The following is a 22,686-nucleotide window of genomic DNA, read 5'->3' on the forward strand; positions in this document are numbered from 1 at the left end:
CCTGATCAGGACTTGACGGCGCCAGCCGTCAGACCCGCAATGATGTGTTTCTGTGCAAGGAAAAAGACGATAATGGTGGGCAGGATCGTCATGGTGATGAAGGCCAGAACCAACTGCCATTCCGTGCCGAATTCACCGCGATAGACCATGATGCCGAGCGGCCATGGGTACTTCGATTCCGAATTGAGCATGATGAGCGGCAGGATATAGCTGTTCCAGCTCCCCACGAAAGAAACGATGCCCACCGTTGCGATGATNGGGCGCGAGAGCGGCATGGAAATGTACCAGAAGAATTTCAGGTATCCGCAGCCATCCACAAAGGCAGCCTGAAACAGCTCATCCGGCAGGTTTCTGAAATAGTTGCGAAACAGCAGGATGCTCATGCCCAGACCAAAGGCCACCTGCGGCAGCACCACGCCCCAATAGGTATCGAGAAGCCCAAGATCGCGGATGCGGATGAAGAGCGGCAGGATGGCGGTGGCTGCCGGAAACATCAGCCCTAGCAGAAAGTAATTCAGCAGGAAGTTGGAGCCGAAGAATTTCACATGCGCGAAGGTGAAGGCCGCCATGGCCGACACGACAAGTGTGAGAAACACGGTGAGAACGGCAATGACCAGCGAATTGAAGATTTGCAGCCAGTAGCGTTTGCCGAAAAGAATATCGCCGTAGTTCGACCATTGCCATTCGGCGGGCAGGCCGAAGGGGTTCACGCGCAGATCCCCCAGCGTCTTGAAGCCGCCCAGCGCCGTCGTCAAAAGCGGCACCAGAACGATGGCCGCGATAAGGCCGAGCGATACATAAAGATAGAGCTTCGTCTGCGTGCTCACGCGGATGGATGTGGATGTATCAGTCATGGCGCATGAAAATCCNTTTGTAACCAAAGGCGAGCGTGACGCAGATGACGAAGAGCACCACGCCGACCGCACTGCCAAGACCGACCTGCATGCGCATGACGCCGTATGTATAGAGGAAGGTCACCATGGTCTGTGTGGAATTGGACGGACCACCGCCGGTCAGCGGCATGATCATGTCGAAGAGCTGGAGCGACCCGATCACCGCAAAGAAGATGGACAGGCGCACAGTGGAGCCCAGCATGGGCAACGTCACATAGCGGAACTTCTGCCAGCCGGTCGCACCATCGATTTCCGCCGCTTCCAGCACGTTCTTGTCGACCGATTGCAGGCCTGCGATGAACAGCATCATGTGGAAACCGAAATATTTCCAGACGATGACAGCCAGCACCGCATAGATCGCAACATCCCTGTCGGCCAAAACGTAGGGATTGGCGAAGCCGAAGAAGTTTGAGATTGCGGCGAACAGACCGTAGTCACCGTCATAGACGAAGCGCCAGATCAGGCCCGCCGCCACATCTGCCAGAACGTAGGGCAGGAAGAAGACGAGGCGGAAGGCGACGACACCGGGAATTTTGTGGGCCAGCATCGTTGCCAGCCAGATGGCAAGCGGAATCTGGATGCAGATCGAAATTACGATGATCAGGGCATTGTTGATCAGCGCCTGCGAGAATGCAGCATTGCCGAACAGCACCTGAAAGTTCTTCAGACCGATGAAATCGGTGGGCGTGCCATAACCGTTCCAGCGATAGAGACTATACCATGCCGCTTCGCCCATCGGCAGAATGACGAAGAGGGTGAAGAGAAGAAGTGCAGGTGGCAGGAAGATCAGCAGCGTCAAGGCGCGGTCATGGGCGACCGAGCTTTGTTTACGCTTCACCTTCGTCAGTGGTTTGGCCAATGCAGGTTGTGCATCGATGGAGATATTCGTCATCTTGTCCGCTTTCGTTTTCACGCGGGGCGCGAAGGGGCGCCGCATCTGAGCGCGGCGCCCTCACGTTCATGCGGGATCAGCGAAGCTCGAAGGCATCCTGAATCTGCTGCGCGCCTTCTTCCGATGTCATCTGGCCAGAGACGATTTCGACGGAGACATCATTCACGACGCGGCCAACGGCAGCGCCCAGTGTCTGATCGAAGAAGTTCTGATGCCAGGTGGACTCGGAAAGCTGCTTGGCGGAACCGGCCATCAACGGGTTGGTTACAGCCTCGCTGGCGCCAACGGCGACCGGCAGGATCATGCCAGCCTTGGCCATTTTCTTTTCATTTTCGGCATTGGTCAGGAAGGTCGCGAACTCGATGGCTTCCTTAGACGCATTCTTAGTGACGGCCCAGCCGTTCAACCCGCCCAGCGTATCGGTTGCCTTGCCCGCGCCGCCTTCGACGGCTGGAAACGCGAAGCGACCGAGANTTTCTGGCGCAAGACCCTTGCCGTCACCGGCATTCTTGCGCTGGTTGGCTTCGGTATTATCGAAACCGAGGATCATCGCGGCCTTGCCATCACCGAAAACGCCAAGCGCTTGCGGCCAGGTGGAGCCGAGATAGCCGGGCTGGAAGGGTTCGAGCTTGCCGAATTCCGCCAGTTGTTCGCCAGCTTTGATCATCGCCGGAGCCATGAAGCCTTCGCCCTCACCCTTGCGGGCGGCATCGAACACGGCCTGTCCGCCATTGCGCATGACGAGGTAACTCCAGTAAAAATGGATCGGCCATTTTTCACCGCCACCACCGGCAATCGGCACGATGCCCGCAGCCTTGATGGTTTTGACCGCAGTACCCAGATCATCCCAAGTCTTAATGTCTTCTGCTTTCACGCCTGCCTTGGCGAAAAGCTCTTTGTTGTAGAAAAAGCTGACGAGGCTGACGCGGTACGGCACGGCCCAGACTTTGCCATCGAAGGACAGACCTTCAATGGATGCCGGGTTATAGGCGTTGCGAATTTTGCCGCCATCGGCATCGAACAGTTCAGTCAGGTCTTTCAGAGCGCCGGTTTTGGACTGCTCCTCCAGAACGCCACCGCCCCAGCTGTAAAAGAAGTCCGGTACGTCATTGGATTGCAGCAGCGTCGGTAGCTTTGCCTTGAAGGCTTCATTCTCCAGGAATTGCAATTGCACATCAACATCCGGATGTTTCGCTTCGAAATCCTTGGCAATCTCCTCCCAGACGGCCACGGCTTTCGGATCGAGCTCCACATGCATCCATTTGACGACCGTTGCGGCAGATGCAGCGGCTGTGCCTAACATGAATGTGATGGCTGTGGTCGCGGCAAACGACATCCATTTGCCGCTCAGGCTTGCGCCTGCGTGCTTATGCGTCATGATGATTTCCTCCCGGGGACGTTCCTCACCAATTATTCCCCAATGCGGATTAATTCATATAAGGACACGCTCAATGTCAAGGCATTTTGCTGATANTTTCAGCTTTACGCTTGACATACCCCTGCCCTGCCCGGTTATTTAATCCGCAACCCGATGTAAATACCACGTTGGAATATGGCCTGATCGCGACTGGAAATCATGAAGACCGCAGACCCGGAATTAATGCGTGCGATCAATCGCTTGAACGTCCTCGACACCGTCCGTCGTCACGGGCCGATTTCACGCGTGGAGATCAGCGGGAGAACCCAGCTTTCCACGACGACGGTATCTGCAATCACGGCATCACTTCTGGATGATGGCCTTATTTTGTCTCGGCATCTCGGTGATATCAGAACCGAAGGCGCGCGCGGACGCCCCCGTGTGATGCTGGAGCTTAACCCGGACGCAGCGCGTGTCGTAGGCGCCAAAATTGCGGCAAGCCGAATGGTGTTCGTGGTTACGGACTTCTGCGGCAATGTGCTGTCTACGCTCGCACTGCCGATCCGTATCGACCGCCAGCCTATCGGCGTCATTGCCGATTTGATTGAGGACGGCGTGCGCCGCTGCGTGGTGGATGCCGGGCTGTCACTTGAAGATGTCGATATGGTCTGCCTCGGTCTCCCNGGGGTTATCGAACATCGCACGGGCAGGATCCGTTCCAGCCCCGTATTGCGGGAAGTGAATATCGACTTTGCCGATGAGATGACGGCGCGTTTCGGCACGCCGACGATTATCGAAAGCGATGCCCATGCCGTGACGCTCGGCCACCACTGGTTCGGCAAGGCACGCGATCTGGAAGACATGGTGCTGATCTCGCTGGAGCAGACCTTGGGGCTGGGCGTGCTGCACCGGAACGATCTGTTTCGCGGTGCCGGTGGTCTCAGCCACAATCTCGGGGATCTCGTGCTGGTCGCAAGCCCGGAAGGCACCGTGCGGCTTGCCAGCCAGGCGGGCGNAAATGCCATTTTAGGATCGCGGCCTGCGGATGGGCGCTTTGCGGAGGCCATTCGCCTTGGACGAGGCATGCAGCATGCGCAGACTCTGGTGCTGGCGCAGGACAACGACCTCATCGCTGCTGCAGAGCGCGCGGGTGCGGCCATCGGGCTGACACTGGCCAATATCGTCACGCTGTTTGCGCCGCCACGGGTTATCATCGTCGGGTCGAGCCTCGAGCTTGGCGCGCCGTTCATCGACAGCATCCGCGATGCCTATGAGGCCTCCGTGCCGCCTTCCCTGCAAGGCGTGGCGGAACTGGTTTTCGACAAATCGAGCGACGAGCTGTGGGCGCAGGGTGCGGCCGCCGTTGCGCTCTACGAGCTTTACGAATCGCCGTGGAACACCACGGGTCCGGCTCTCTGAGGAGGGAGCGGGTTCACATCATGATGGGAGAGAGAACATGAAGAAAGTCGGCGTTGGCATCATCGGATGCGGCAATATTTCCGGCGCCTATCTGAAGGCGATGGCATCGTTTCCCATTCTCGACATTCGCGGCGTAGCCGACATGAATGCGGATATGGCCAAGGCGAAGGCCGAGGAATTCAACCTGACGGCGCGAACGGTGGATGAGCTGNTTTCCGACCCGGACATCGAAATCATCGTCAATCTGACAATCCCCAAGGCACATGTCGAGGTGGCGTTGCGGGCGCTGGATGCGGGCAAGCACACCTATTCCGAAAAGCCGCTCGGCATCAATTTCGCGGAGGGCAAAAAGCTGGCGGAAGCCGCGAAGGCCAGAAACCTGCGCATCGGCGCGGCACCTGACACGTTTCTGGGCGGCGGCCACCAGACGGCGCGCACGCTGATCGACCAAGGCGTTCTCGGCACACCCGTGGGCGGGACGGCAACTTTCATGTGCCCGGGCCACGAGCGCTGGCACCCCAACCCCGCCTTCTATTATGAAGTCGGCGGCGGGCCGATGCTGGACATGGGGCCATATTACATCACCGATCTCGTCAATCTGTTTGGCCCTGTGGCCAAGGTCGCGGGCTTTACCTTTTCTCCACGGACGGAGCGTTTGATTACCAGTGAACCCCGCAATGGCGAAAAGATACCGGTGCAGATTGCCACTCACGTTGCTGGCGCATTGGCGTTCAAAAATGGCGCTGTCGTTCAGGTCGGCATGAGCTTCGATGTGGCCGGACACAAGCATGTGCCGCTGGAACTCTATGGCACCGAAGGCACGCTTATCGTGCCGGACCCCAATCATTTCGGCGGCGAAGTGCAGTTGCTGAAGAAGGGAGGCCAGTTCGAAAATCAGGACCTGTCGTCGCCCTATGCAGATGGCAATTACCGCTCCATCGGCGTGGCGGATATGGCGCATGCCATCCGCTCCAACCGGCAACACCGCGCAAATGGCGATCTCGCCTTGCATGTGCTGGAGGTGATGGAAGCGTTCCAGACCGCATCCGACACCGGCACGACCATTTCCATAACCACCGCAGTCGATCGTCCAGCACCGCTGGCGGAATCGTTGATTGACGGCCAGATCGGCAAATAATCCTTGAGGAGGAAGACTATGCGTGAAGCACTGATAGTATGGGGCGGATGGAGCGGTCACGAGCCGCAGGAATGCTCTGTGATCATCAAGGATTTGCTCGAGGAAGAAGGGTTCAAGGTCTATGTCGAGCACAGCACGGAGGCCTTTGCCGACCCATCCGTGCATGATCTGAGCCTTGTGGTGCCGATCATCACCATGTCCAAGATCGAGAAGGAAGAGATCAAGAACCTCGCCGCTGCCGTTGAAAACGGCGTCGGCATTGCTGGCTATCACGGCGGCGCTGGCGACAGTTTCCGCGAATGCGTGGAATACCAATTCATGATCGGTGGCCAATGGGTGGCTCACCCCGGCAATATTATCGATTATGACGTGAACATCACCAAGCCGGATGATCCGATCATGCAGGGTATCACCGACTTTCCCTACACATCCGAACAGTATTATATGCACACCGATCCATCCAACGAAGTGCTGGCAACAACCACCTTTACTGGCGATCACGCTTGGTGGATCGATGGCGTTGTGATGCCGGTGGCGTGGAAACGGAACTACGGCAAAGGCCGGGTGTTCTTCTCGGCGCTCGGTCACGTCGCGAAAGAGTTCGAGGTGCCGCAAATGCGGGAAATCTTCCGCCGTGGCGCGAACTGGGCTGCGCGGTAACAATAAGCGAGACGGAATGATGCCGTCTCATACTGGGAGGTATCATGACAGGTCGCAACATCGTGCTGGTCGATCCGCTGCCACGGACCCTTGAATTGATCATGGAGCCTGATGTTCGTGCACGGCTTGAAAAGCTTGGCGAACTCGTCATCTCGGAAGATCGGCAAATGCCTGCGGAGCAGGTAGATGCCCTTCTTCCCGACACCGTGCTGATCTTCGGCCAGACCGACATGCCGAAGGAACGGCTGGAGCGAGCGCCGAAGCTTAAGGCGATCATCAATGTCGAATCGAACTTCCTGCCGAATATCGACTATCAGGCCTGCGTCGAGCNGGGCATCTGGGTCATTACACCCGCATCCGCTTTCTCGTCGCCGGTAGCGGAAGCGTCGCTCGGCATGGCGCTCGATCTGGCGCGCGGCATAACCATTGCCGACCGCCAGTTTCGAGATGGCACCGAAGAATATGGACTTGCGGGAAACATCGAGACGTTTCGCTATGCTGGCGCGCCCATCGGCATCATCGGTTTCGGGGATCTGGGCCGCGAGCTTCGGGAGCTAACGCGCCCCTTCAAAAACGAGGTCCGTGTTTACGATCCATGGCTGCCAAACGAGATCATAGAACGTCTCGACGGTATTCCCAGCAATCTCGATGATGTCGTTTCCAAATCCCGGGTGGTCTACGTGTTTGCAAGCGTCACCAGTGAAAATCAGGGCTTCATTGGAAAACGCCAGTTCGATGCCATGCAGCCGGGTTCGGCTTTCCTGCTGATGAGCCGCGCTGCCGTAGTGGANTTTCCTGCCATGCTCGGTGCTGTTAAATCCGGGCATATTCGTGCTGCAACCGACGTGTTTCCTGATGAGCCGGTGGCCGTGGATGATCAGGTCCGCTCGATCCCCGGCTTGCTGCTTTCCGCGCACCGAACGGGTGGTACGCGGGATGCCTTTTATAAACTCGGATCGATGGCTGTCGCCGACGCAGAACTTATCATGAAGGGCCTTCCGCCGCAGCTCTGCCGACGCGCCGACCCCGCCACTGCCAGCAGACTTCGCTCCAAGCCCGTCAGTGTTTCATAATTCATTTCTCGTTCTGAAAACCGAGACTTTCGCAATCGATACCCTTATCGTCGCTCCCTTAACTTTCAAGAAACGGACAGGGAGCGATTGCTCGCCCTGCGCGTTTGTGGAAGCCCATATTTTTATCCCGCACACAGGCCCCAATGACAATTCTAGCATCTTATCTCTACCGGGACGGTAGCCGCGCCGAAGAGGTACCACTGACCTCAACGGTATTCGAAGCCAAAGACGGTGAATTCGTCTGGATTGGACTGGTTGATCCGACAGCCGAGGAAATGTCCGATCTGAAGGCGATGTTCGGCCTGCACCCTTTGGCGGTGGAAGATGCGTTGAACGGCAGGCAGGTGCCAAAAGTCGATGTTTACGGCGACCAGCTTTTTGTCGTTGTCAAAACTGCCCACCTCGAAGGCGATAAGATTGCCTATGGCGAGACTTCTATTTTCGTTGGCTCCAACCATCTCATCTCTGTCAGGCATGGCTCGGCACGCAATCATAAGGGGCTGCGGGAGCAACTGGAACATTCGTCCAGGCTATTGCGGCAAGGCCCGGATTACGTACTTCACGGCATCATCGACTTCGTGGTGGATGGTTATCTCCCGATGGTGGAGACGCTGGAAGACAAGGTGCTGGAGCTTGAAAAGCACATCTTGATGTCCTTGCTTCAACCGGAGCAGATCAGACGCATTTTCAGAATGCGACGGCAGGTCATCCGCTTTCAGCGCATCCTCGGCCCGATGGCGGAAGTCGTCGGCAAGCTAAGCCATCTTGAGCTTCCGTGCGTGGATGAAAATGTCCAGCCTTTCTTCAAGGATGTCCATGATCATATAAGGCGTGTGGACGGGATGGTCAGCGGCTTGCGGGAAATCATGACGTCTGNTTTCGAGGCTTCGAACCTGCTCGAACAGCAGCGACAGGGCGCGATTACCCGCCAACTGGCCGCGTGGGCCGCCATTCTGGCAGTGCCGACAGCCATTGCGGGCATATACGGAATGAACTTCAAAAATATGCCGGAACTTGAAACAAGATACGGGTACTTCATAGTGCTTGCTGTCATTGCAACACTGTGTTCGATCTTATACGTGCGCTTCAAAAAGGCTGGCTGGTTGTGATCCACGACCGAAGCGGCTTGGCCAACGAAACAGCCGGGGCATCAACCCCGGCATTTTTGTTTTCAGATACTGCAAGCTCTATCAGGCGACACTGATACGCGGCTGTGGTTTCACACCCACGACGATGCCAATTGCAGCGAGGGCCAGGATCAACCCGCTCGTACCGAACACGCTCAAAGCGCCGTTCATATCGAAAATAACGCCACCAACCGCAGCACCCATGGCTATGGCGAACTGTATAGACGCCACGAGCAGGCCACCTGCGCTCTCGGCCTCATCAGGAATCGTGCGCGCCAGCCAGGTGGACCATGACACGGGAACAGCTCCAAACAGGAAACCCCATACGGCGACCATGACAGCCGCTACCGGCAATGGTGGCTCTGTGGTGACGAGCAGCAGCGCGATGAGCGCCATCAGCAACGGCAGGGCTGCGAGCGAAAATCTGAGGCTACGGCTGATCAATGATCCCGCCAGCAACGTTCCAACGAAATTGGCAAGTCCNAAACCAAGCAATAAAGCCGATACCATGCCGATGCCAGCCCCAATGTTCGCTTCGAGATAGGGTCGCAAATAGGTGAAGAACGCGAAATGACCACCAAAAACGAGCGTTGCCGCGATTAGGCCAAGTGCGATGCCAGGTCGAGCGAGGACCACGCCCAGAGTTTTCAGACTGGTCGAGCCAGATGGGGGAAGCTTTGGCAAGGTCAGAAACTGCATCACAAAGGCAATGACGCCCAGCAGTGCTGTCAACACAAAGACCGAGCGCCAGCCCGCGAGCTCGCCCACATAGCTGCCAACGGGAGCAGCGACGATGGTTGCCGCCGAAACGCCACTAAATATCATCGACAATGCGCGTGGAATACTCGCGGGTGGAACCAGCCGAATGACAATGGCAGTGGACATAGCCCAGAAGCCGCCGAGAGCCACACCCAACAACAGACGCCCGATCAACAGCACCGTCATGCCCGGCGCGGCTGCTACCATCAAGTTGGACACCACAAGCGAGGCCGAGAAGAACATCATCAGATGCCGCCGGTCGATACGTTGTGCGACAGAGGTGATCAGCAAACTCGCCACCATGCCAACAACGGCAGTGACGGTTACCGCCTGGCCAGCGGCGCCTTCGGTAATACCAAGCTCGGTAGCAATGGGCGTCAGCAGGCTTGCGGGCAGAAACTCTGCTGTCACAAGTCCGAAAACGCCAAGTGCCATGGATGTCACGGCGCCCCAGTTGGGCGCTTGCGGACTCGCATCCGTCGAAACACTATTAAAAGTCGGGTTCATAGTCAGGTCCTTTGGGAGGATGAGAATGGCCTTAACATAAACTGGACTTTTCGGACGATCTATGCCAAATAATCCGCCATGATTGATCGAAAGTCCGAAAAACATTCCTTGCCTGATCCTGACCTCATCAGTGAATTGCTGATGGGCATGCGTCTCGTCGGGCTGGATTACCGCCGCATCGAAGCAACCGCGCCGTTTGGCCTGGGCTTTGGGGAGGTGGAAGGACGTGCGCAGTTTCACTTTGTAGCACGTGGACCGGTCTATCTGCGAACGGTGGCCGGCACGCTTCATACCATGAAGACGGGTGACGCTGTGCNTTTGCCGCGCGGCGGCGCGCATTCGCTGGTCTCAAGCCCGGCTTTACCGTGCCAGAACATTCGCTCGCTTGATGCGGCGCCGCTTTGCAACTCGGTCACGAACGTAACAGCCTGCGATCCGGGCATGCCGAACGACCAACGCGTCCTGGTTTTCAGTGGCTGTATGGAGTTCGATCTGGGCGGGTTGCACCCGCTGGTCGGCTTGATGCCAGAGGTCATGTTTGTCGATACGCTCATCACCCGCTACCCGGAACTGCTGCCGATGCTGGAAGCAATGGAACGGGAAACCAGGCAGGAACGAGCAGGTTTCGCAGGCATTCTTGCCCGACTGGCAGATGTGGTTGCGGCCTTTATCGTGCGGGCTTGGGTGGAATGCGGATGCGGAGACTCTTCTGGCTGGATTGCGGCCCTGCGTGACCCTCGGCTTGGTCGCGTCATTCTGGCCATCCATAACAATCCCGGCCACGACTGGTCCCTTGCAGAACTCGCCAGCCAGATGGGTGCGTCCCGCTCGGTCTTCGCCGAACGCTTTCTGGAGGTCACAGGCATTACTCCACTGCGCTACCTCACGGAGTTACGCATGCGCCTTGCCTCGCAATGGATCGGCAAGGAGCATATGCCGATAGAGACAGCAGCAATCAAACTCGGCTACGGCTCCCAAGCCGCTTTCAGCCGCGCTTTCAAACGCATCATCGGCCACCCGCCGGGCTCACTGACCGCTCGAGGAACTATCGAGCGATTAACCAGCGCGCAAATCAGTTAGCTGCAGGGTTTTGGTTTTATATCTCAAGACCGGCAAACGCCATGCGCCTTGTGCAGCGCATGGCGTTTGGTAGTTCAGATTGTACTACTTGACGAGCGCACTCAGAGGGACGGCTTCAGAGATTGTCCAGTTACCGACAACACCCGGCTTACCGTTTTTCGTTTCAACGATGAGATAGCGAGCCTTGTTCTGATGGTGCAGTTCTGCGGTGAAAGTGCGCGGTCCAAACAGGGTAGGCTCATCTTTCATCTTTTCGAGTTCAGCAACGACGGCGTCCGCGTCGGTGGTCCCCGCACGCTCTACGGCTTTTGCCCAGACATCAATCATGGAATAGCCGGGATAGACATACTGGCTGGATGGATCAGAGCCAGTTTTCTTCTTGTAGGCGGCATTGAATGTCTGGACGTCCGGGTTAGGATCGTCACCATATATCGAGCCCTGAACCGGCGTGAAGAAGTTGGAGAGGTCCGGCACCGCCGACAGCCAGTAGCTTCCGTCCACGCCCGAACCGTTGAGGATCATCGAGTTGATACCGGCAGCGCGGATCTGCTTGATCGCCGATACGGCACCCGGCATCATCGTGCACAGCATGATGGCATCTGGCTCCTGAGGCAGTGCCTTGATGCGGGTGATCTGCGCCGCGATGGAGGCATCGTCGTTCTTGAAGGTGTCCTTGCCCACGAGCTTAGCACCCTTGGCCTCAAGTTTCGGCATCATCCAGTCGAAACCGTCGCAGATGCCCTTGTTATATTCCGTCCAGGTATCGAGGAGGCGATAATAGGTCTTGGCCTTCTTCTCGTTGAAAGCCCATTCTGCCATCGTCGCACCCTGCACGCCAGCCAGGACCGATGCGGAGAAACTGTGCGGACCGACACCCTGAATACCCGCTTTCACGGATTCTGCGCAGAGAAAGAATGAAACAAGTCCCGCATCTTCCGCCGCCAGTGCCGCTGGTGCGCCGAAGTCATAGTCGCACGATACCACGACGAGGTCCGCACCCTGGTCGATGACGGACAAACCGGCTTTTGCACCCTCTGCACGGTCGGATTTCGTATCGGCGCTGACAACCTCGANTTTTTTGCCGAGCAAGCCGCCAGCCGCATTTATCTCGTCGATACGGATCATCGCCGCATCCTGCGCCGGTTTGTCATAAGCTTCCATGAAACCGGAAGCACCGGTGGCAAAACCAACGACGATCTTATCGTCGTCTGCCCATGCGGGTAAGCTGGTCATGGCGGTCGCCAGCACCGCAGACAGTATTCTCGTCATATAAGCCATTTCGTTCTCCTTTATTGCCGTGCGGTTTCCTCTCCGCCGGCTATTTGTTACGACTGCGACGAAACAAGGTGATCTCGCGGTTGCCTATCAACCCGGCAGGACGAAGCGCGAGAATCACGATCATGATCACGCCGAGGGCGATTTCCTGAAGCCCCTTGGGAAGGGCAAAGGTCGTAGCGCCAACGGGGACACCGGCCTCAAGCATGCGAAGTGCCTGAATGAGGGCAGAGAGAAGAACCACACCGATGACAGCGCCCGACAGACTGCTCATGCCACCAACGACGAGCATCGAAAGCGTGATGAAGGTGAGGCCAAGATAGAACGTATCGGGCGTGACGACACCAATCGAATGCGCCATCAAGGCGCCGCCCAGCCCCATCACCACACCGGAGATGGTGAAGGCGACCAGCCGTTCTCTAGGAATATCGACGCCCGACGCTGCCGCGGCCGTCGGTTCGTCACGCGCGGCCCGAAGTGCCAGGCCGGATCGGGAGATGGCGTGCGCCCAGGCGATAAATACGGCGATGACAGCGGCTGCGACATAAGGCCAGATGGTTCTGACGATGGGAATGCCGACCACCGAAGACGTCGCGCCGGTGACATCTTCCCAATTGGAATAGACCGTGTTGATCATGGCAAGCACGGCAAATGTCGCAATCGAGGCGGCGATGCCGGAGAGCCGCATCAGCACCTTGCCGAAAATGAGCGCCACGACACCAGCAAAGAGCGCTGCCAATATTGCGGATTCCCAATAGGGCAATCGCGTATCCAGCAACCACTGCGGCAGGCCCGGAAGAGCGCTTTTCTTCATGATCGGATTGATGGTCAACCACGCGGCAGCATAGGCACCGAGGCAGGTGAAGCCGATATGGCCGAAGCTCAGGACGCCGGAGTTTCCGATGAAGATGTAGAGACCGACGACCAGTGTGACACGCACGAAAACATCGATCATGGCCTGATTGAAAGGCTTCGACCCGGTCATCACCGTCAGCACCGCGATTGCCAGAAGCAGCAGCGACAACAGGATCGGCGTTATCATGGTGCGACGCGCCAGCGAAAAAGGTGCTGGTTTCTTCGGAGACGCCAGTTCGACGGGTAGGTCTGGTATGGTCGCTGTGGTCATGTCGTCAGACCCTTTCCTTGGTGCCGCGGGCGGCGATCAGGCCTTGCGGTCGGAATAAAAGCACGAGGATGACAGCGCCATAAACGAAGGCATCACGAAACGGCCGAGCATCAATCGGCAGCACGACCTGCATGACGACGGACGCAGCCCCCAGCAGAAATCCGGCAAGAACGGCGCCTGCCAGACTGCCGAGCCCGCCGATGACGGTTGCGATGAAAGCCATCAGCATGATCGATGCTCCCATCTGAATATCGGCCGTACCCGTCTGGCTGCCGAAGATCAGCGCGATTGCACCGGCCAAGGCCCCGGATAAAGCAAAGGCACCCATGATGACGCGGTTGGCGCGAACACCGAGCATACGGGCCATGGAGAAGTTTTCCGCAGCCGCGCGCATTTCCAGCCCGAAACGGGTGCGCCTCAGAAAGAGCGAAAGCCCGATGAGGATCAGCACCGTTGCGATGATGGTGATCAATTGCAAAAGCGGTAGCCGCGCGCCAAATATCTCGACCGGCTGCGACAGCATTGGCAACAGCGAAATGGATTTCGGTCGGCTGGTAAACAGCATCAGCAGGAAGTAGCGGATCACGAAGCCCAGCGCGAAGGAAGCAATCATCATCGTTGCCGGGCTGGCCCGCCGAAAACGGCGGAACACGACGATTTCGCACAGCACCGACAGCCCAGNCCCCGTTATCAGGACAAGTGGCACCAGCAGGTACCATGGCAGATGACCGGCGAAGACGATGGCCATCGCATCGGTCGAAGGCCACAACAGCGCAAATATGCAAAAGGCGATAACATCGCCATGGGCGAAGTTCACCAGCCGCATGACGCCGAAGATTAGCGCGATGCCGAGTGCACCGAGCGCGTAAAGGGAGCCGAGAGACAGCGAGTCGAAGACGATCTGTAACATCTCAATGATCCTCGTAACCGAAATAGGCGGCCTGAATGGCCTCGCTGTTGCCGAGTGTGCGGGCATCGCCATCCAGCACGATCTCGCCGCCGCGCATAAGGATCATCCGCCCGCCGACCATGACGGCGCGGGCAGAGCTTTGCTCCACGACAAGCAGCGTCAACCGGCGCTCGGCACGCAAGGCGATCAGCCGTTCGTAGACCTGATCTGTAATGTTGGGGGCAAGACCGAGCGATGGCTCATCGATGGCGATAAGCCGTGGATTGGTCATCAGGGCCCGGCCGATGACCAGCATCTGCTGCTGGCCACCGGACAGGAGGCCCGCCTGCCCGTTTCGACGTTCCTTTAGAATAGGGAACGTCTCGTAGACTGCTTCCAGCTCGATTGCGGCACGGGCGCGCCAGCCACGGTCGCGCGCATGCATGCCTGTGCCGACCAGAAGGTTTTCCTCGATGGTCAGTGAACCGNAAACCTCCCGACCCTCGGGCACCATGGAAAAGCCAAGGCGTGCAATGTCTTCCGGCGCTTTGCCGGTGATATCTTGATCTTGGAAGTCTATCCGCCCGGCAGTTGCCGGGGTCACGCCCGCAATCGCCCGCATCAACGAGGATTTTCCAGCTCCGTTAGGGCCGGTGATGAAAAGGATTTCGCCCTCATCCATCGAAAAAGAAACGCCACGCACCGCAGTCAGTCTGCCGTAGCGTATCTCAACGTCGGAAACCGTAAGGATACTCATTGCAGGGCCTCCACAATGGGCAAATCCGTGTCGGCAGTTGTGCCCATATACGCGTGCCGCACCTTCTCGCTGCCGCGGATGGCGGCGGGCGTGCCCTCTTCGATGACCGCCCCGGAATCCAGAACAACGATGTGGTCGCATAGCCCCAGCACAAGGCCGACATTGTGCTCGATGATCAGAACGCCACAACCCAGTTCACGGGCAATACGCCGAACGAGGGACGACAGGTCGGAGGCTTCGTGGCTGCTCATTCCGGCAGCGGGTTCATCGAGAAGAATATAGGATGGGCGGCCAATGAGGGCGCGACCAATGGCAACACGGCGCTCATCCGTATAAGGCAGCGTTCCGGCAATACGCGAACCGAGAGCACCAATGCCCATCCAGTCCAGCATGGCCTGTGCTTCGGCAACGGCGGTTCGCCTGCTCATGCCGAGGCCCACGCCTGTTACCTCGAGGTTATCGATAACGGCCAAATCCCGAAACAGGCGACCGCCCTGAAAGGTTCTGGCGACGCCACGACGGCGTACCATATGCGGTTTGAGCCCGCTGAGCGACGAGCCGTCGAGATTGATGGCCCCTTCCGTTGGAGCCTGAAAACCCGTCAGCACATTGACCAGCGTCGTCTTGCCGGCACCATTGGGGCCGATCAAGCCGCTGATATGTCCAGGCGTTATGTTCAGCGTCACCGACGACAGTGCTTTAAGCCCCGCGAAGGCGACGGACACGTTTTCCGCGCTAAGTTGACCCATTCCCCTGTTCCTTATGNTTTCAGGAGAGGGCATGCTGGAGCGGGCCGTGTTACGGCCTCAAGTTTCCAGCGATGTTCCCCTTATTCTTCCGGCAATCTCTGCGGATCGCTCGGCTAACAAATTCACGCCGTTTACCGGCTTCGTCTTGTCGTTGCGCGCGNCGGATATTGTTATCTGGCGCGGCGGAGAGCCAACATCGGCTGGCCAACCCCTCCCCTTAAATCTCCGGTTCCTCTTCCGGAGACATCCGCATCAGGCGGTCAGGAATTCTTCTGCCTTCGCAAGGGCAGCCGTTCGGTCAGCCCGCGCAGCAAGCGCTTCCTCAAGCGTAACGGGCACGAACTGCGCTGGGGTGTGCGGTTGTAATTGTGCAATACGGTCCATATCCGCAGAAATGACAACACCCAGCATCATGTAGCCGCCGCCAGAAACCGCATCACGGTGCAACACGATCGGTTCCGTGCCGCTTGGCACTTGTACTGAACCATATGGATAGCAAGCATCAACGATGTTGGACGGGTCTGAACCGGCACCGAATGGCTGCACGCGCGGCATGAATTCCAGCGGCGTGCCACCACGGAAACGATACCCGATACGGTCAGCTTCCGGCGCCACTTTCCAAGTATCCTCGAAGAACCGCTTTCCAGCAGCTTCCGTTATGCGGTGCCAGTAAATACCGGGCAGCATACGGAGTTCAGCGGGCATGGCACCCAGACCACGCATATGGGAAGGAAGGGAAAGCCCGGCCTTGCCGGAACCTTCGCCCACAGGAAGCTCATCGCCTGCCTTAAGAACACGGCCTTCAAAACCACCCAAAGCACCCAGCACATAGGTCGAGCGTGACCCAAGAACGATCGGAACATCGATACCGCCAGAAATCGCGATATAGGCCCGCGCGCCGGCTTTCAGATACCCGAACGACAGGCGATCCCCAGCCTGGACGGCGAAGCTTTCCCACGTCGGCTGCTCTACACCATTGACCTTCGGCGGCAGTTCGCCACCGGTTACTGCAACGATCAAAGGCTTGGAGAATTCCAGTTCTGGGCCCATGAAGGTGACTTCAAGGACAGCAGCACCGGGATCGTTGCCCACCAGAAGGTTGGCGATACGGGTGGAAAATCGATCCATGCCGCCGCCTTCGGGAATGCCGGAATGGTAATAACCAGGGCGACCGAGATCCTGAACCGAGGTGGCGAGGCCGGGCGTGATGACTTTAACGGCCATGGAGAAGCTCCATCAGTTGGGCGTTGGTGCCGTAAATATCGTTGTTGAAACTGGTGAGGCTGAAGGTGCAATCGCGCACCGTCGGTTGCCATCTGTTGGCCCCGATCTCCTCCAGCGTTGCGTCGTATTCGTCGCGGGTGATCGACTTGAATTTGACGATATCACCCGGCTTGAACAGACACATTTCGTCTGTGAGATAACGGACCTTGCGGGTCGGATCGTAGATTGGAGCAGGTGTGACCCCGTACATTTGATAACCACCGGCACCGCGTACTGAATAGATCGCCGCAAAGCAGCCGCCATGCCCTACCGTCAGTTTTGGCGTATCCGTGCGCGGGCGCAGATATTTCGGCGCTTCGATCTGCTTTTTGCGTTCTACCATCTGATAGAGCCACGGCAGACCGGCAACGAAGCCGACCATGGAGACAAACCATGGCTGGCCTGAATAGGCCGCAATGAATTCCTCGACCGTGCCGTATCCGTTGATGCGTGCGGAATATTCCAGATCGGTCGAGCTGGGGTCCTGGTGGCGCTCGCGAAAACGCATGCCGGTTTCATGCGTCCATGGGTCCTGGAAATAGACCGGCAACTCGATGATCCGTGTTTTCAGTGCCGCATCGGATTTCGATGCCGCGTCTTCCATGGATTTCAGTTCTGTCAGCAGGTCCTGCGGGGAGATGATGTCAGGGTTGAAACGAATCTGGAAGCTGGCATTGGCCGGGCAGGTTTCGGTCACGCCGCGAATATTGGCCTCACGCACCGCATTGATCATCGATAGGCCGGTGAAAAACGAGGCCAGCGACATGTCTTCGGATACTTCACCGAAGATGTGTTCGTCGCCGCCGAAATTGAATCGTATCGACATCGCTTCTCCTTTTCAGCCGGCGAGCGCCGCTGCGTTTTCGGTGAGCCAGCCTTCCAGCCAGCGCGTGTGCACGTCTCCCACCTGCACCGACGGATCGGCGGCAAGCGCCAGAAACAGCGGCTTGGTGGTTTTCACTCCGGTGATTTCAAGTTCGTTCAAGGCTCTTTTCAGGCGTGCAATCGCAGCTTCGCGTGTTTCCGCATGCACGATCAGCTTTGCCAGAAGCGAGTCGTAAAAGGGCGGTATCTGGTAGCCATTGTAGAGCATGGAATCGAACCGCACGCCCGGCCCGCCGGGGATGCGAAGATTATCGACCTTGCCCGGAAACGGCGCGAAATCCTTGGCCGGGTCCTCGGCATTCAGCCGCACCTCGATGGCATGACCCTTGACCTTGATATCGTCCTGCACAAGTCGTAACGGCTCCCCACCCGCAATCCGCAGCATCTCTGCCACCAGATCGATACCGGTAATGGCTTCCGTTACCGGATGTTCGACCTGAATACGGGTGTTCATCTCGATGAAATAGAACTGATCGGCCGCATCGTCATAGAGATATTCGACGGTACCCGCACCAGAGTATGACACGGCTTTTGCCAGCGCCACTGCAGATGCGCAAAGCTCTTCGCGCAAGGCATCAGACAGTGCACGGGAGGGAGCTTCTTCCCATACCTTCTGGCGTCTGCGCTGAAGCGAGCATTCCCGCTCATAACAATGCACTGCATCATGGCCATCGGCCAGAACCTGCACCTCGATGTGACGCGCCCGACCGATGACCTTTTCCATGTACAGGCCGCCATCACCAAACGCAGCCAAAGCTTCGGCCTGCGCCTGCGGATAGGCCTGTTCAAATTCGGCAGCCGAGTTGGCGATGCGGATGCCGCGCCCGCCGCCACCGGCCGCGGCTTTGATCATCACCGGAAAACCGGTCTCTTCCAAAACACCCCGCGCGGCCTCGATGCTCTCGACGCGACCGGCAGAACCCGGAACCACGGGAACACCAGCTGCTGCTGCCGCAACGCGTGCCGACACCTTATCACCCATAAGACGGATCGCGTTGCCCGATGGACCTACAAAGACAAGGCCGGNCGCCGTTACGGCATCCGAAAACGCAGCGNTTTCCGCCAGGAATCCATAACCGGGATGCACGCTGTCGCACCCGGTGCTGCGGGCCGCGTCAAGAATGGCCTCGATATTGAGATAGGATTTTTTGGCGGCGGGAGGGCCAATATTCACCGCTTCATCAGCAAGTTGCACATGCAGGGCTTCGGCATCGGCTGCGGAATAAACGGCAACGGTCGCAATGCCGAGGTCTTGCGCTGCACGAATAATTCGCACCGCAATTTCCCCGCGATTGGCGATCAGCAGNTTTTTCAACATCAGCTGAGTTCCGCAAGCGCTGCACCGGCCATCACCGGATCTTCGTTATCAACGAGGAAGGCGACGCTGCTGCCGGCAACCTCTGAACGGACTTCGTGAAAGGATTTCATCACCTCAATGAGGCCGATCACGTCACCGATGGCGACGTCTTCACCATCTGCCTTCAGAGGTGGCTGGCCTGGCGCTGCGCTGCGATAGAACGTTCCTGGAAGAGGTGAAAGAATCTGTGTCATGGCAAGGTTCTCCGGTTCCGACGATGCGAGAAGACTGCAGGCATAAAACCGCCGTTTGAGGCGGTTGTCGATCTCAGTGCCAGGGCGCTATGGCTTCGCGCACGGTCTTGGCAATGTCGATGGCGTTCGGCGTATCGGAATGAACGCATATGGTCTCGCACGTGACCGGGAAGAAACTCCCGTCGTTTGCCGTACCCTTANTTTCCTTCAGCGCACGCACACAGCGCTCAGCCATCAGGTCGGGGTCTTTAGCATCATGTTCGCGGGTCACGATCAACGTACCGCCGGGGGCATATTCAAGGTCGGCATAGAACTCCGGAATGAAAGTAATGCCGCGCTGCTGATAGATTTTCTCATGCAGCGTATTGGTCATGCCAAACAAAGGCACGCCAAAAATTTCCGCAGCGTCGCAGATGCCATGCGCAATTTCTTCCTGACGCGCCGCCATTCCGTAAAGGCTGCCATGCGGCTTGATGTGGTTAAGCGGCATATTCTCGGCCTTGAGGAAACCCATCAGTGCGCCGACCTGATAGATGACGCTATTGGCAATTTCCTCGCGGCTCATCTTCATCTCGCGACGACCGAAGCCTTGGAGATCGGGAAGAGAGGGATGTGCACCGACCTTCACGCCGTTTTCCTTGGCAAGGCGAACGGTGGAGCGCATGTGGTCAGGATCGGATGCATGGAAGCCGCAGGCAACGTTGGCGACATTGATAAGCGGCATCAAGCCAGCATCGTCGCCCAGTCGGTAGAGGCCAAAGCTCTCCCCCATGTCACAGTTTAGCGTGACGCTCATGATCGAAATTCCCCTTGTGTATGCTGCCGTCTTTGCGGCGTTGCACAAATCTTGTCTGAGGATTTTGCTCTTGTGAAATAGTAANTTTTTTAATGTATTATCNAAAAAAAAGATAATTATTCAGAGGGTGAACTTTTATGAGCATCACGTTGAAACAGCTTAACTATTTTATAGCGTCGGCTGAAAGCGGCCAAGTCAGTCATGCAGCCGTTAATCTCAATATCTCACAATCAGCCGTGACAGCGGCCATCAAAGCGCTTGAAGACGAGCTCGGCGTCAAGCTGCTGGAGCGCACCCATGCCGGAGTACGCCTTACGATGGAGGGCTCGCGCTTTCTGGAACACGCCCGCATTATCACCGGCGCTGTCGCTGCCGCAGTGCACAGTCCATTGCGTGAGCGTGAAGGTTACGCTGGCAAACTAACACTTGGAATGACCTATACCGTCACTGGATATTTCATGTCTAAATATTATGCGCGGTTTCGAAAGACCTATCCGCAAATCGCTGTCGAGTTGAAGGAACTGCCCCGCGCGGAGCTTGAGCGGCAGTTAGCCTGCGGCGACATCGATATAGCGCTGATGTTGGTGTCGAACCTTGGCAACACAAAAGAACTGGAACAAGAAGTCCTGATGCGATCCAGTCGACGCCTCTGGCTCTCGGCAGATCACCACCTGCTTTTGCGCAACGACATCAGTCTGGCCGATATCGCGCAGGAAGACTATGTCATGCTGACCGTCGATGAAGCGAACGAAACCGCCGGACGATACTGGGATCTGGCAGGACTCACGCCACGCACGGTACTGACAACCAGCTCCGTCGAAGCTGTCCGCTCACTTGTTGCAGCAGGTGTGGGCGTGACCATACTCTCGGATATGGTCTACCGCCCTTGGTCACTTGAGGGACAGCGCATCGAACTCAAGCGGCTGGCCGAGCCCATTCCGAGCATGGACGTCGGCTTCGCCTGGGCAAGAGCCCGCCCCCTTGTCGCCGCGGCTGCAACCTTCCGGGCTTTCATGTCCGTGACCATGGGCGGCGGAGGCTGAAGGTTGGACGCGAAGATCGCGTTACACGAGCCCTTCGTCGGCAATGGCGCCCGTCAAACGGTCCAGAGTGCGCCCCATGCGGACCATGATTTCGTCCACCTCATCAGAGGTGATGATCAACGGCGGGCAAAGAGCCAATTGATCGCCAATGGCCCGGAAGATAAGGCCTTCCTCATGGCCGATCGTCGATGCAATCGCACCCGCCTTGCCGATTTTCTCGAAGGGCTTGCGGGTTTGTTTGTTCGCTACCAGTTCCACCGCGCCAATCAGTCCCGTGCCCCGCGCCTCGCCGACAAGCGGGTGGTCCGCAAAGGAACGCAGGCCAGCCTGAAACTGTGCTTCGAGCCGTGCGGCATTGCCCATCAGGTCACGCTCCTCAATGATAGCGAGGTTTTCCAGCGCAACAGCCGAAGCCACCGGATGGCCAGATGCCGTAAAGCCATGCCCGAAAGCGCCGATCTTCTCCGAGTTATCGGCAATCGCCTGATAGATCGCATCAGAGAACATCACAGCCGCAAACGGCATGTAGGAGGAGGTAATCTGCTTTGAAAGCGTCATGATATCAGGCGTGAAACCGAACTTCTGGCAACCGAATGGCGTGCCCAAGCGACCGAAGCCGCAGATCACTTCATCCGAAACGATCAGAATGTCATTGGCACGGCAAATCCGCTCGACGCCCTCCCAATAGCCAGCTGGCGGCGGCAGGACACCGCCGGCTGCCATCAGCGGCTCGCCGATAAAGGCGGCAATCGTATCTGCGCCTTCGGTTGCAATGACGGTTTCCAGTTCGACCAGCAACCGCGCCGTAAATGCCGCCTCATCTTCGCCCTCGGCACCGAAGCGATAGAAATGCGGGCATGTCAGATGATGTACCGGAATAACCGGCAGATCGAAGTCCCGGTGGTTGATGGGCAGACCGGTCAGGCTTCCCGATGCGACGGTGATGCCGTGATATCCCTTGATGCGCGACAGGAATTTCTTCTTGTTGGGACGCCCCAGAGCATTGTTCATATACCACGCCATCTTCACGATCGTGTCGTTGGCTTCAGACCCTGACGAGGTGAAGAACGCACGGTTGATATTTGCAGGCGTCATCTCCACGAGCTTTTCCGCCAAGCGGATGGAGGGCTCATGCGATTTGGACGAGAACGTGTGGTAATAGGGCAGCTTCAGCATCTGCTTGTAGGCGGCCTCAGCAAGACGCGGCTCTGAGAAACCCACCGCCACCGACCACAGACCTGCAAGCCCCTCGATATATTCCTTGCCACGATCATCATAGACGCGGATGCCCTNCCCCCGTTCGATGACCAGCGGACCCGTACGTTCGTGTTGGCGCAGATTGGTATTGGGGTGCATGGTGGAGGCGATGTCGGCGGCGGCAAGGGAGTTGGAGAGGATGTTCATGTCAGTCCCATAGGCTGGAGTGATTGTGCAGCAATGTCGTTCA

22 protein-coding genes are annotated in these 22,686 nt (G+C 57.6%); 7 read left to right on the forward strand and 15 right to left on the reverse strand.

Features of this window, described 5'->3' with window-relative positions:
- Positions 1 to 5 precede the first annotated feature (5 nt).
- The 3 genes from CUC55_RS14215 to CUC55_RS14225 all read right to left on the reverse strand — a co-directional run bounded on the left by CUC55_RS14215 (position 6) and on the right by CUC55_RS14225 (position 3,121).
- On the reverse strand, positions 6 to 854 hold the full coding sequence (locus CUC55_RS14215; RefSeq protein ID WP_062451129.1) for a carbohydrate ABC transporter permease: 849 nt from the start codon (positions 852 to 854) through the stop codon (positions 6 to 8).
- On the reverse strand, positions 847 to 1,785 hold the full coding sequence (locus tag CUC55_RS14220) for a carbohydrate ABC transporter permease (RefSeq protein ID WP_103088421.1): 939 nt from the start codon (positions 1,783 to 1,785) through the stop codon (positions 847 to 849). Before CUC55_RS14220 ends, CUC55_RS14215 begins: the two co-directional genes overlap by 8 nt.
- A 76-nt stretch (positions 1,786 to 1,861) precedes the next feature.
- Positions 1,862 to 3,121, reverse strand: a complete 1,260-nt coding sequence (locus tag CUC55_RS14225) for an ABC transporter substrate-binding protein (RefSeq protein ID WP_245417769.1) — start codon at positions 3,119 to 3,121, stop codon at positions 1,862 to 1,864.
- A gap of 240 nt (positions 3,122 to 3,361) precedes the next feature.
- On the opposite strand from CUC55_RS14225, the gene CUC55_RS14230 reads away from it, so the two are divergent.
- The 5 genes from CUC55_RS14230 to CUC55_RS14250 all read left to right on the forward strand — a co-directional run bounded on the left by CUC55_RS14230 (position 3,362) and on the right by CUC55_RS14250 (position 8,541).
- Complete coding sequence (locus tag CUC55_RS14230; protein ID WP_103088285.1) at positions 3,362 to 4,561, forward strand: ROK family transcriptional regulator; 1,200 nt, start codon at positions 3,362 to 3,364, stop codon at positions 4,559 to 4,561.
- A gap of 37 nt (positions 4,562 to 4,598) precedes the next feature.
- The gene (locus CUC55_RS14235; RefSeq protein ID WP_103088286.1) at positions 4,599 to 5,699 is read left to right on the forward strand and encodes a Gfo/Idh/MocA family protein; all 1,101 of its coding nucleotides are present in this window, start codon (positions 4,599 to 4,601) and stop codon (positions 5,697 to 5,699) included.
- Positions 5,700 to 5,717: 18 nt separating this feature from the next.
- Positions 5,718 to 6,359: a ThuA domain-containing protein gene (locus CUC55_RS14240; RefSeq protein ID WP_067646604.1), complete on the forward strand. Its 642-nt coding sequence runs from the start codon at positions 5,718 to 5,720 to the stop codon at positions 6,357 to 6,359.
- A gap of 44 nt (positions 6,360 to 6,403) precedes the next feature.
- Positions 6,404 to 7,432 (forward strand): hydroxyacid dehydrogenase, encoded by a 1,029-nt coding sequence (locus tag CUC55_RS14245; protein WP_103088287.1) that lies wholly within the window; start codon positions 6,404 to 6,406, stop codon positions 7,430 to 7,432.
- 143 nt (positions 7,433 to 7,575) lie between these two features.
- Positions 7,576 to 8,541, forward strand: a complete 966-nt coding sequence (locus tag CUC55_RS14250) for a magnesium and cobalt transport protein CorA (protein WP_103088288.1) — start codon at positions 7,576 to 7,578, stop codon at positions 8,539 to 8,541.
- A gap of 81 nt (positions 8,542 to 8,622) precedes the next feature.
- Here CUC55_RS14250 and CUC55_RS14255 read toward each other — a convergent pair whose 3' ends face one another.
- Positions 8,623 to 9,930, reverse strand: coding sequence for an MFS transporter (locus CUC55_RS14255; protein ID WP_425352841.1), 1,308 nt, complete (start codon positions 9,928 to 9,930; stop codon positions 8,623 to 8,625).
- 42 nt (positions 9,931 to 9,972) lie between these two features.
- Between CUC55_RS14255 and CUC55_RS14260 the strand changes: the two genes are divergently transcribed.
- Entirely contained in the window at positions 9,973 to 10,905 is a 933-nt protein-coding gene (locus CUC55_RS14260; protein WP_425352850.1) for an AraC family transcriptional regulator, read from the forward strand.
- Between the two features lie 84 nt (positions 10,906 to 10,989).
- On the opposite strand, the gene CUC55_RS14265 is transcribed toward CUC55_RS14260, so the two are convergent.
- The 10 genes from CUC55_RS14265 to CUC55_RS14310 all read right to left on the reverse strand — a co-directional run bounded on the left by CUC55_RS14265 (position 10,990) and on the right by CUC55_RS14310 (position 20,196).
- Positions 10,990 to 12,183 carry an ABC transporter substrate-binding protein gene (locus CUC55_RS14265; RefSeq protein ID WP_103088290.1) on the reverse strand — a complete coding sequence of 398 codons (1,194 nt, stop codon included), beginning with the start codon at positions 12,181 to 12,183 and terminating at the stop codon, positions 10,990 to 10,992.
- Between the two features lie 40 nt (positions 12,184 to 12,223).
- Complete coding sequence (locus CUC55_RS14270; RefSeq protein ID WP_067646616.1) at positions 12,224 to 13,306, reverse strand: branched-chain amino acid ABC transporter permease; 1,083 nt, start codon at positions 13,304 to 13,306, stop codon at positions 12,224 to 12,226.
- A gap of 4 nt (positions 13,307 to 13,310) precedes the next feature.
- Positions 13,311 to 14,288, reverse strand: a complete 978-nt coding sequence (locus CUC55_RS14275) for a branched-chain amino acid ABC transporter permease (protein ID WP_425352842.1) — start codon at positions 14,286 to 14,288, stop codon at positions 13,311 to 13,313.
- Complete coding sequence (locus tag CUC55_RS14280) at positions 14,218 to 14,952, reverse strand: ABC transporter ATP-binding protein (protein ID WP_103088292.1); 735 nt, start codon at positions 14,950 to 14,952, stop codon at positions 14,218 to 14,220. Before CUC55_RS14280 ends, CUC55_RS14275 begins: the two co-directional genes overlap by 71 nt.
- Entirely contained in the window at positions 14,949 to 15,701 is a 753-nt protein-coding gene (locus tag CUC55_RS14285; protein ID WP_067646625.1) for an ABC transporter ATP-binding protein, read from the reverse strand. Before CUC55_RS14285 ends, CUC55_RS14280 begins: the two co-directional genes overlap by 4 nt.
- Before the next feature lie 252 nt (positions 15,702 to 15,953).
- Positions 15,954 to 16,925: a 5-oxoprolinase subunit C family protein gene (locus CUC55_RS14290; RefSeq protein ID WP_067646628.1), complete on the reverse strand. Its 972-nt coding sequence runs from the start codon at positions 16,923 to 16,925 to the stop codon at positions 15,954 to 15,956.
- Positions 16,915 to 17,790, reverse strand: coding sequence for a 5-oxoprolinase subunit B family protein (locus CUC55_RS14295; RefSeq protein WP_067646631.1), 876 nt, complete (start codon positions 17,788 to 17,790; stop codon positions 16,915 to 16,917). Before CUC55_RS14295 ends, CUC55_RS14290 begins: the two co-directional genes overlap by 11 nt.
- A gap of 12 nt (positions 17,791 to 17,802) precedes the next feature.
- The gene (locus tag CUC55_RS14300) at positions 17,803 to 19,167 is read right to left on the reverse strand and encodes an acetyl-CoA carboxylase biotin carboxylase subunit (RefSeq protein ID WP_103088293.1); all 1,365 of its coding nucleotides are present in this window, start codon (positions 19,165 to 19,167) and stop codon (positions 17,803 to 17,805) included.
- The gene (locus tag CUC55_RS14305; RefSeq protein ID WP_067646637.1) at positions 19,167 to 19,400 is read right to left on the reverse strand and encodes an acetyl-CoA carboxylase; all 234 of its coding nucleotides are present in this window, start codon (positions 19,398 to 19,400) and stop codon (positions 19,167 to 19,169) included. The genes CUC55_RS14300 and CUC55_RS14305 overlap by 1 nt, the downstream gene beginning before the upstream one ends.
- 73 nt (positions 19,401 to 19,473) lie before the next feature.
- Positions 19,474 to 20,196, reverse strand: coding sequence for a LamB/YcsF family protein (locus tag CUC55_RS14310; protein WP_103088294.1), 723 nt, complete (start codon positions 20,194 to 20,196; stop codon positions 19,474 to 19,476).
- Positions 20,197 to 20,333: 137 nt separating this feature from the next.
- On the opposite strand from CUC55_RS14310, the gene CUC55_RS14315 reads away from it, so the two are divergent.
- On the forward strand, positions 20,334 to 21,239 hold the full coding sequence (locus CUC55_RS14315) for a LysR family transcriptional regulator (RefSeq protein ID WP_067646643.1): 906 nt from the start codon (positions 20,334 to 20,336) through the stop codon (positions 21,237 to 21,239).
- A gap of 21 nt (positions 21,240 to 21,260) precedes the next feature.
- Here the strand turns inward: CUC55_RS14315 and CUC55_RS14320 are convergent, their stop codons facing one another.
- Positions 21,261 to 22,643 carry an aspartate aminotransferase family protein gene (locus CUC55_RS14320; RefSeq protein WP_103088295.1) on the reverse strand — a complete coding sequence of 461 codons (1,383 nt, stop codon included), beginning with the start codon at positions 22,641 to 22,643 and terminating at the stop codon, positions 21,261 to 21,263.
- Positions 22,644 to 22,686 lie beyond the last annotated feature (43 nt).

This window comes from Agrobacterium bohemicum (genome assembly GCF_002896715.1).
GTDB classification, from domain to species: Bacteria; Pseudomonadota; Alphaproteobacteria; order Rhizobiales; family Rhizobiaceae; genus Agrobacterium; species Agrobacterium bohemicum.